At 70.5% G+C, this 8,764-nt stretch carries 10 protein-coding genes; 2 read left to right on the top strand and 8 right to left on the bottom strand.

The window, feature by feature from the left end; all coding sequences use genetic code 11:
• Nucleotides 1-47 precede the first annotated feature (47 nt).
• Nucleotides 48-2,159 (top strand): GH92 family glycosyl hydrolase, encoded by a 2,112-nt coding sequence (locus AB0M01_RS07885; protein ID WP_363666722.1) that lies wholly within the window; start codon nt 48-50, stop codon nt 2,157-2,159.
• Here the strand turns inward: AB0M01_RS07885 and AB0M01_RS07880 are convergent.
• Nucleotides 2,156-2,302 (bottom strand): hypothetical protein, encoded by a 147-nt coding sequence (locus tag AB0M01_RS07880; RefSeq protein ID WP_363666720.1) that lies wholly within the window; start codon nt 2,300-2,302, stop codon nt 2,156-2,158. The two genes, AB0M01_RS07885 and AB0M01_RS07880, sit on opposite strands and share 4 nt — an antisense overlap.
• Entirely contained in the window at nt 2,303-2,446 is a 144-nt protein-coding gene (locus AB0M01_RS07875; protein WP_363666718.1) for a hypothetical protein, read from the bottom strand.
• Nucleotides 2,447-2,503: 57 nt separating this feature from the next.
• On the opposite strand from AB0M01_RS07875, the gene AB0M01_RS07870 reads away from it, so the two are divergent.
• Nucleotides 2,504-3,526 (top strand): zinc-dependent alcohol dehydrogenase family protein, encoded by a 1,023-nt coding sequence (locus AB0M01_RS07870; RefSeq protein ID WP_363666717.1) that lies wholly within the window; start codon nt 2,504-2,506, stop codon nt 3,524-3,526.
• Here AB0M01_RS07870 and AB0M01_RS07865 read toward each other — a convergent pair.
• From AB0M01_RS07865 to AB0M01_RS07840, 6 genes are all read right to left on the bottom strand, one after another.
• The gene (locus AB0M01_RS07865; RefSeq protein WP_363666715.1) at nt 3,513-4,190 is read right to left on the bottom strand and encodes a hypothetical protein; all 678 of its coding nucleotides are present in this window, start codon (nt 4,188-4,190) and stop codon (nt 3,513-3,515) included. The two genes, AB0M01_RS07870 and AB0M01_RS07865, sit on opposite strands and share 14 nt — an antisense overlap.
• Nucleotides 4,187-5,332 carry an L-histidine N(alpha)-methyltransferase gene (locus tag AB0M01_RS07860; protein ID WP_363666713.1) on the bottom strand — a complete coding sequence of 382 codons (1,146 nt, stop codon included), beginning with the start codon at nt 5,330-5,332 and terminating at the stop codon, nt 4,187-4,189. Before AB0M01_RS07860 ends, AB0M01_RS07865 begins: the two co-directional genes overlap by 4 nt.
• Nucleotides 5,333-5,445: 113 nt before the next feature.
• Nucleotides 5,446-5,646 carry a cold shock domain-containing protein gene (locus AB0M01_RS07855; RefSeq protein WP_363666711.1) on the bottom strand — a complete coding sequence of 67 codons (201 nt, stop codon included), beginning with the start codon at nt 5,644-5,646 and terminating at the stop codon, nt 5,446-5,448.
• Nucleotides 5,647-5,664: 18 nt separating this feature from the next.
• On the bottom strand, nt 5,665-6,876 hold the full coding sequence (locus tag AB0M01_RS07850) for a Cmx/CmrA family chloramphenicol efflux MFS transporter (protein WP_363666709.1): 1,212 nt from the start codon (nt 6,874-6,876) through the stop codon (nt 5,665-5,667).
• Nucleotides 6,877-7,106: 230 nt separating this feature from the next.
• Nucleotides 7,107-7,286, bottom strand: a complete 180-nt coding sequence (locus AB0M01_RS07845) for a hypothetical protein (RefSeq protein WP_363666707.1) — start codon at nt 7,284-7,286, stop codon at nt 7,107-7,109.
• Nucleotides 7,283-8,575: a PspC domain-containing protein gene (locus tag AB0M01_RS07840; RefSeq protein ID WP_363666705.1), complete on the bottom strand. Its 1,293-nt coding sequence runs from the start codon at nt 8,573-8,575 to the stop codon at nt 7,283-7,285. The genes AB0M01_RS07845 and AB0M01_RS07840 overlap by 4 nt, the downstream gene beginning before the upstream one ends.
• Between the last annotated feature and the right edge of the window lie 189 nt (nt 8,576-8,764).

Here is an 8,764-nt window from a genome sequence, read left to right as displayed (position 1 = left end):
TCTGGCATGCTATGTCCGGACATGGAGCGGAGCTGTGGAGGACCGGCATGAGTCAGCGTGAGGCTGTCGACGACATCGATCCGTTGATCGGGGCGTTGACGACGTCGCCGGACACGGCGTGCGGCAAGACGTTCCCGGGGCCGGTGCGGCCGTTCGGGATGGTGCAGCTGAGTCCGGACACGGTCAGCGGCGGCGACCACGGCAGCGGCTACTCGGCGGACATGGAGACCATCGAGGGGTTCAGCTTCACCCACCTCGGCGGGATCGGCTGCTACGGCGACCTCGGGAACCTGCAGGTGATGCCGCAGACCGGACCGCTGGTCACCGGGCGCGTCGCCGCCAACAGCCGCTACCGCAACCAGGTCGTGAAGGCCGGCTACTACGCCGTCGACCTCGACCGCTACCAGGTGCGCACCGAGCTGACCGCGACCGAGCGCGCGGGCATCATCCGGTTCACGTACGCCGAGGCCGGGCCGGCGCGGATCAAGGTCGACCTGTCCCGCCGGGTCGGCTTCGACGGGTCGCACTCGGTCGAGCAGCACGTCGTCCTGGTCGACGACCACACGGTCGAGGGCTGGATGCGCTGCGACCGCAGCGGCGGCGGCTGGATCTGCGGCACCGGGCCGGAGTACACGGTGTACTTCTCGCTGCAGCTCTCGCAGCCGGTCAAGAGCTTCACGACCTGGGACGGTGACGACCTGCGCACCGAGCCGTCCCGTACGACGGCCGCCGCGGACGCCGGGTTCTTCGTCGAGCTCGACGTCGCCGGACCGGTGCTGGTCAAGTCGGGGATCTCGTTCACCAGCGTCGAGGGCGCCCGCCGCAACCTCGCCCACGACCTGCCCGGTTGGGACTTCGACCAGGTCGCCGCCGACGCGCGCGCGGCCTGGGCCGCCGTGCTGGAGAAGGTCGAGATCGAGGGCGGGACGCCGGAGCAGCGGCAGATCTTCCGGACCGCGCTCTACCACACGATGATCGAGCCGCGCCGGTGGAGCGACGCCGGCGACGACGCGGCGTACGAGCGCCGGACCGTGTTCAGCGGGTGGGACGTGTTCCGGGCCCAGCTGCCGCTGATGACGATCATCGACGAGAAGGTCGTCACCGACCAGATCAGCACACTGCTCGACCTGACGACGTCAGGCCGGGTCAAGGGCCTGGCCCGCTGGGAGCTGCTCGGCGTCGACACCGACACGATGGTCGGCGACCCGGCGATCAACGTCATCGCCGAGGCGGCGGTGAAGGGGATCGAGGGGTTCGACACCGGTACGGCGTACCGGATCTGCCGGGACGTGGCGCTCGGGCCGGAGGAACGCTCCAACCGCAAGGAGCTCGCGAATTGGCAGCAGCTCGGCTGGGTCGTCGAGGACGGGCTGTCGGTGACGCTGGAGAACTCCTACACCGACCACGCGCTGGCCAGGTTCGCCGAGCTGCGCGGCGAGACCGGCGACGCCCGGCGGCTGGACGCGAGCGCGCAGAACTACCGCAACGTCTTCAACGCCGATGTCGGCTGGTTCCGCGGCCGGTACCAGGACGGCACGTGGATGGGCCCGGACGAGGGCTGCACGGAGAGCAACCCCGAGCAGCAGGGGTGGTTCGTACCGCACGACGTCGCCGGGCTGATCGAGCTGGCCGGTGGTGACGCGGCGTTCGCCGAGCGGCTGAACGCGATCTTCGAGAAGACGCCGCCGGCCGACCTGATGAAGTGGAACGACCACTACAACCACTCCAACGAGCCGGTGCACCAGATGGCGTTCATGTTCACCTACGCCGGTGCGCCGTGGCTGACCCAGAAGTGGTCGCGCTACGTCTGCGACCACGGCTACGGCACCGGCCCCGAAGGACTCGGCGGCAACGAGGACTGCGGGCAGATGTCGGCCTGGTACGTGTTCGCCGCCGCCGGGCTCTACCCGGTGTCGCCGGTGGACAAGGTCTACGTCCTCGGCAGCCCGATGTTCGAGCGGACGACGTTCCGCACCTCCCGCGGCACCAGCTTCACGATCGCGCGCTCCGGCGAAGGCATCTACATCGCCGGCGCGACGCTCAACGGCGTACCGATCGACCGGGCCTGGATCACCCACGACGAGGTGATCGCGGGCGGCGAGCTGCTCACGACGATGTCGCCGGAGCCGACCGAGTGGGGGACGAAGAACCGGCCCTAGGGACGGGCGACGTACCCGGTCTTGTCGTCGTCGGCGAACCCGCAGGCGCGGTAGAACGCGTGCGTCGACTCACGCTTCGAGCCGGTCATCAGCATCGCCTTGAAGTACGTCGTCGCGACCACCTCGCCGTCGACTTCCAGCACCTACAACCGGAACGCGTCCGACGCGACGATCGCGTCGAAACCCTCGCGTTCGGTCAGCAGCGGCTCCTGCGGGTGCAGCTGGTGGTAGAGCTCGGCGATCGCGGCGAAGTCGTCGGTGGTGGCGGTGCGGAACACTGTGGGCACGTCGGCGATCCTACGGTCGAGTGGCGGTCTGCGGGTGGGTGGCTGAGGATGGGCGGCATGCGTGCGATTGTGGTCGAGCAGTACGGCGTACTGCCTACGGTGCAAGAGGTCCCGGAGCCGGTGGTTGCTGCTGGTGGGGTGGTGCTGAAGGTCGAGGCGACTGGGTTGTGTCGTAGCGACTGGCACGGGTGGCAGGGGCATGACTCGGACATCGTGCTGCCGCACGTTCCCGGGCACGAGGTGGCGGGGACGATCGCCGCGGTGGGGGACGGGGTCACCGGGTGGGCGGTCGGGGATCGGGTGACGACGCCGTTCATCTGCGCGTGTGGGTCGTGCGAGCAGTGTCTGGAGGGGAATCAGCAGGTCTGCCCGAACCAGCTGCAGCCTGGGTTCAACTACTGGGGATCCTTCGCCGAGTACGTCGCGCTGCCGTTCGCGGCGGTGAATCTCGTACGGTTGCCGGAGGAGATGTCGTTCTCGACGGCGGCCGGGCTCGGGTGCCGGTTCGCGACCTCGTTCCGGGCGGTGCACCAGGTGGGGAAGGTGCGCGCCGGGGAGGACTTCGTGGTGTTCGGGTGCGGGGGTGTGGGGCTCTCGGCGGTGATGATCGGGGCCGTGCTCGGGGCGCGGGTCGTTGCCGTTGACACCAATCCGGGCGCGCTGGAGCTGGCGCTTCGGTACGGCGCCGCGGAGGCGGTGGCCGCAGGGCCGTCGGCCGTGGAGGAGATTCGGGCGCTGACCGGCGGTGGGGCTCGGGTGACGATGGATGCGCTCGGGTCCAACGAGATCGTGCAGCAGGCGCTGCGGGTGTTGCGGCCGCGCGGGCGGCATCTGCAGGTGGGGTTGCTGCCGGACGGCGTACAGCTGGATGTGTCGCGGGTGATCGGGCAGGAGCTGGAGTGGCTGGGCAGCCATGGGATGGCGGCGCACACCTACCCGGAGATGCTCGATCTGGTCGCGTCCGGGGTGTTGAAGCCGGCTGAGCTGGTGACGCGGACGATCGGGCTGGACGACGTACCGGCTGCGCTGGAGGAGCTGTCGTCGGGGACACCGGCCGGGGTGACGGTCATTCGCCCTTAGGGAGGCGGGCCAGCAGCGTTTCGAGCATCTGGCGGGTGGTCGCGAAGTAGCTGTTCTCGTGGTTGAGCGCGCGGTGGAACGCGGCGAGCTCGGCGCTGGTGATGGTGCTGGAGAAGGTGCTGATCTCGGTGAGGTCGAGGCGGCGGTTGAACAGGTGCACGGTGTCGCGCCAGCGGTGCAGGAGGTTCACCAGCTCGGCGTCGCGGTGGAGGCCGAGCGCGCCGGAGACGAGCGCCAGGTCGACCGCGGAGACGACGAGCCGCGGGTAGACCTGGCGGTGGCTCGGCGGGGTCGGCGAGAAGCGTTCGTCGGCGAGGAGGCGGGTGTTCTCCTGCAGCTCGTCGGAGACCGCGCGGAGGATCTCGGCGCGGCGCTCGGCGGCGGCGGTCAGGCGCTCGACGAAGATGCCGGTCAGGCCGGCGACGAGGGTGAGCGAGTTGACCGCCGGTTCCCAGCGGCTGTTGTCGGGCTTGAAGAACCAGATCACGCCGAGCACGAAGGCGATCGCGAGCAGGCCGTAGCTGATGACCGAGACGACCGTACGCCGGTAGGCGGAGGTTTTAGTTGCTGCCGGCAACGCTCTGGCGAGTTTGCGGAGGCGTCCGAGGACGCGCAACCTGGCGGTCGCGACCCGCCGCTCCGGCGTACCAGCAGGTCTGCTCATCGCCAGATGTCGTCGGCCAGGGAGCTGGTGGTGGGGGCCGAGCCGGGCGCGAGGAGCAGCATGTCGAGGCCGAACGGGCTGGGGCGGCGGGTACGGCGGAAGCGGGAGCGGGCGTGCTCGACCGGGTTGAGCTCGCAGGCCGACGTCAGCTTCTTCAGGCGTTCGGTGGAGAACTTGCGGGTCGTGTAGAGCAGGATCGTGTCGCCCTTGTCGAGCGCGACGTCGGTGTGGTCGGGCAGGCCCATCACGATCTGGTCGGGGGTGTTGTTCTGCCAGACGATCTTCACCAGCAGCGCGTCGTCGTCCTCGACCTCGCCCCGGAAGTCCAGGTTGTCGAGGTCGATCCGCAGGTCGGTGTTGTAGCGCAGCGCACTGGTCACGAACTCCGCGAACGCCCGCGTCTGGTGGTACTCCTCGGCCGCCTCCTTCGCGGTCTCCGCGTTCAGCACGTTGGTGCTCGCGACCTCGAGCAGCAGCCGGTCCTGCGGGCGCAGCACCTTGGTCAGCGTCTGCAGCAGCTCGAGATCGCTCTCGAAGTTGGCCAGCGTGTTGCCGGTCAGCGCGTACAGCAACGGCTCCTCGCCGACCAGCTTCGCGAGCATCTGCCCGAGCTGCTCGACGTTGTCCGCGATCGAGAAGTCGAGCTGCACCGGCAGCACCTGCGCCATCGGGAACCCGGCGCCGCGGACCGGCTCCAGCGTGCCGAGCCGCAGCATCTCCGAGCTCATGTCGACCGGGATGTAGAACATGTCCGGGTTGTACCGGTGCAGGTCGGCGACGATCGTCCGGTCCTTCACGCCGGTCCCGACGCCGAGGCTGACGAAGTGGAACCCGCCCTGGTCGACGTGCGGCCGCACCTGCCGCCAGTGCCGCTGGAACGACTCGGCGCCGGCCTTCATCACCAGGTAGAACGGGTCGTTGGTCGCGTTGGCCCAGGCGATCGTCGGGCCGATGCCCCAGTACGAGAAGCCGGACGTGATCTGCTTGCCGTCCCCGGTCGTCGAGTACGGGCCGCGCAGGTCACCGGTCAGCGTCGCCAGCTTGTCGGTCTGGTCCTCACCGACCAGCAGCAACGACCAGGAGAAGTCGTCGTCGGCCAGCGCCTTCTCGAGCTTCCTGATCACGTGCACCGGCTCGCTCACCGCGGCAACCCCTCCCAAGCGTGGGCGCTCAGGTTATCGGTTGCCGAGCCACCCCGCAGTCCGGAAACCCGTTCGCGGAGTCGCGTCGGGCGTACGGCGTACCGGTGGACTCCTCAGACCGGCGTGACGGTGTCGGCCTCGCGGCCCTTGGGGCCGTCGACCACCTCGAACTCGACGTGCTGGCCGTCCTCGAGCGTCTTGTAGCCGTCGGAGACGATCCGGCTCCAGTGGACGAACACGTCGTCCTGCCCGTCGACCGCCAGGAAGCCGTAGCCCTTGTCGGCGTTGAACCACTTCACGGTGCCGCGCACCATCGGTAACTCCCGTGACCCTCAACGGGACCCGCTGCACTCGGGCCCCTCCGGTGCCCGCGGGCCGGTCTCCGGCCGTCGCGAGCGGTCCACCAGACTATCCGAACCCCGGGCGGCCCGCCGGACCGGTCCGGCGAGTACGGCGGTGACGAGGGCGATCCCGGTCAGCGCGGCGCTGCACCAGAGCGGCGCCCGGTCGCCTGCTGCGGTGATGGCCGCGCCGCCTGCGAGTGGGCCCAGTACGGCGCCGACGTTGAGGGCTGCGGTGGCCAGACCACCGGCGAGGACAGGTGACTCCGCACCGGCCGACAGCGCGAGCGAGATGAGCGCTGAGCCGACTCCGAACGACAGGAGTCCTTGCAGGAAGACCAGCGGCACAGCGGCCGCCGGGAGGTGGGCAGCCCAGGCGAACGCGCACCAGCCGAGCAGGAGGGCGATGCCGGCAGCAGCCAGTACGCCGTACGCGCGCCGGTCGGCGTACCGGCCGGCGAGAGTGACGCCGGCGAAGGAGCCGAGGCCGAAGAGCATCAGGAGCGCGGGGACCCAGGAGCTGTCGAGGCGGGTGACGCCGGTGAGGACCGGCGCGAGGTAGGTGAAGGTGCAGAAGGTCGCACCGTTCACCAGGGCGCCGAGGGTGAGGAGGAAGACGAGGCGGCGAGTGATTCGGAAGGTGACAGGTGGTTGGAGTCGGACTGGTTGAGCGGGGAGCGACCGGGCGATGGCGATGAGGGCCGGCAGGCACAGCAGGGCGACGGCCCAGAACGCTGCGCGCCAGCCGAGGTGCTGACCGAGCCAGGCGCCTGCTGGTACGCCGGCGATGCAGGCGAGCGTCGTACCGGCCAGCAGTACGCCGGTGGCGCGGCCGGTGGCGGTGGAGAGGGTCGCTGCGGTGGCCAGCGCGACTGCGAGGAAGCCGGCGTTGGCGAGGGCTGCTAGCAGCCGGCTGAGGAGGAGGACGGCGAAGTCGTCGGCCAGCGCACCGGCGACGTGGGCGAGCAGGAAGACGGTCAGCGTGAGCAGGAGGGTGGCGCGGCGTGGCCAGCGGCGGCCGAGGACGGCGACGGCGGGGGCTCCGACGACCATGCCGAGCGCGAACGCCGAGGTGAGCCAGCCGGCGGTGGGGATCGGGACGGCGAGCTCGGCGGCGATCTCCGGGGTGAGACCGGAGAGCATGAACTCCGAGGTGGCCTGGGCGAAGACGGCCAGGGCGAGCAGGTACAGCAGGAAAGGCATCGAGGACTCCACGACCGAGAGCGACGGGCGCGCGGCGGGAGATCGCCGCGCGAGGGCACACATCGCCGGCGGACCGGGGGCAGGCTGAGGCACCGCAGCTCGAGGTGCGGGAGTTGATCAGCCACCGGGCAGCCGGTGGCTAGCCTCTGTCGGCCTCGGGGGTGGACACGGAGCGAGCCTAGAAGGACTCGCTGGAGAAGATCAAAGCGATAACTGCGCGGGAGCGGCGGTCAGCTGCGCCGAGACGCGGCCAGGCCCACGGCCCCGGCGACCACCAGCAGGATCGCGGCGGTCAGGCCGAGGTCGCCGGTCTGGACCAGGCCCTCATCGTTCAGCAGGTAGATGGTCGCCGCGCCGGTCAGCACCGTGCCGGTGATGACGCCGGGGACGTCCGCCTTGATCTTCCTCATCCGCGCTCCACGGTGATGCTGCCCAGCTTGAGCTGGGCGTCGATGACGACCTGCTCCGGGCCGGCCTTGCCGTCGGCCCCGAGGTCGTTCAGCACGATCTTCACGTCGTGACCGCCCTCGCGCTGGGCCAGGCCGATCACCTCGCCGGCCCGCGCGCTCAGCGTACCGGTGACGTCCACGTTCGCCGGCACCTTCAGCACCACCTCACCGACCCCTCCGGTGATCGTCACGTGCGCACCGGGCGCGAACTTGGTCCTGGTCAGGTCCAGGTGCACCGACCCGGCGTCGAACGTGTAGTTGTTGCTGGTCGCCGTGACCGGCTGGTCCGGCTTCGCGACCAGGTTCACGTCCTTGAAGTCGCGCGGCACGCTCGGGAAGATCGAGCTCGCCGCGACGCCGAGGGCGAGCAGGATGCCGAGCGGCAGCAGCGCCATCGTCCGGCCCAGGAACCCGCCGACCAGCATCCCGGCGCCGAGCGTCGCGACACCGATCGCGAGCATCGTCGGCGTCGAGGAGCCCGCGAGCCAGGCGATCGCGATCGCCAGCCCGGTCAGGGCGACGACGGCGGGCTTGACGCCGCGCATCCCCTTCACCGGCGGCTCGGCGACCCGGGTGACGGCCGGGGCCGCCGGGGCCGGCGGCTCGTCGACGTACAGACCCAGGGGGTCGTCCTCGGTCCACACCGGCTGGACCGGTTCGACGGTGCGGTCCTGTGGTCGCCGGGTGGCCGAGGACGACATGCCCGCCGGGGGAGGTGGCGGGCCGTTGGTGGGAGCCTGCTGGCCGACGTACTGGGTGGTCTGCTGCTGGTACGGCGGGGTGCCGGGCGCCTGCTGCTGGTTCTGGTGCGGCCAGTGCGGGTTGGGGGTCTTCGGCTTGCGGCGGAAGACGAACAGGTAGAGCAGGCCGAGCACGACGATCGGCCCGGGGATCAGCTTGCCGAAGTCGAACGACGACATCACCGCGATCGCCAGGAACACGCAGACACCGAGCACCACCGGCCACAGCCACGGGTGGTCGGGGCGGACCCGGTTGCCGAGCAGGCCCTCGACCGGCGCCTTGTCGGAGCCCTCGTCGGGCATCAGGATCCAGCCGGCGGCGTAGAACAGGATGCCGGGGCCGCTGATCACCAGGACGGCCATCACGACGCGGACCAGCACGGGGTCGACGTTGAGCGCGCGGGCGATCCCGCCGCAGACGCCGGCCACCATCCGGTCGCTCCGGCTGCGCCGCCAGCTCTGCACGTCGCGCAGCTGGGTGCGGTCGAAGCCGCTCTGGTTCTGGTCCATGACACCGATAGTGTCCCGCGCCGGGCGTCGGCAACATCGGGGATCCCCCCTTGCCGACCCCTGGAACTTGCCGGCCGGCCCGCCGGTCGCGCGGGGGACTCCGGGTTCTCCCCGAGCCGACCCTGACCGGGTCCGGCCGCCGCTGAGGTGGCGCCCGGGGACAAGCCTGCTGGTGTCGGCCCGGTCCGC

Source organism: Kribbella sp. NPDC051770 (genome assembly GCF_040681455.1).
Classification (GTDB): domain Bacteria; phylum Actinomycetota; class Actinomycetes; order Propionibacteriales; family Kribbellaceae; genus Kribbella.
The sequence above is the reverse complement of the archived record's forward strand: the minus strand, read 5'-3'. Positions and strand labels throughout refer to the sequence as shown.

What these genes read in the sequence shown, in the direction of transcription:
- AB0M01_RS07870 (WP_363666717.1), top strand. Translation starts at nt 2,504, where the DNA reads ATGCGTGCGATTGTGGTCGAGCAGTACGGCGTACTGCCTACGGTGCAA.
- AB0M01_RS07850 (WP_363666709.1), bottom strand. Translation starts at nt 6,876, where the DNA reads ATGCCTTTCCTGCTGTACCTGCTCGCCCTGGCCGTCTTCGCCCAGGCC.
- AB0M01_RS07840 (WP_363666705.1), bottom strand. Translation starts at nt 8,575, where the DNA reads ATGGACCAGAACCAGAGCGGCTTCGACCGCACCCAGCTGCGCGACGTG.
- AB0M01_RS07885 (WP_363666722.1), top strand. Translation starts at nt 48, where the DNA reads ATGAGTCAGCGTGAGGCTGTCGACGACATCGATCCGTTGATCGGGGCG.
- AB0M01_RS07865 (WP_363666715.1), bottom strand. Translation starts at nt 4,190, where the DNA reads ATGAGCAGACCTGCTGGTACGCCGGAGCGGCGGGTCGCGACCGCCAGG.
- AB0M01_RS07855 (WP_363666711.1), bottom strand. Translation starts at nt 5,646, where the DNA reads ATGGTGCGCGGCACCGTGAAGTGGTTCAACGCCGACAAGGGCTACGGC.
- AB0M01_RS07845 (WP_363666707.1), bottom strand. Translation starts at nt 7,286, where the DNA reads ATGAGGAAGATCAAGGCGGACGTCCCCGGCGTCATCACCGGCACGGTG.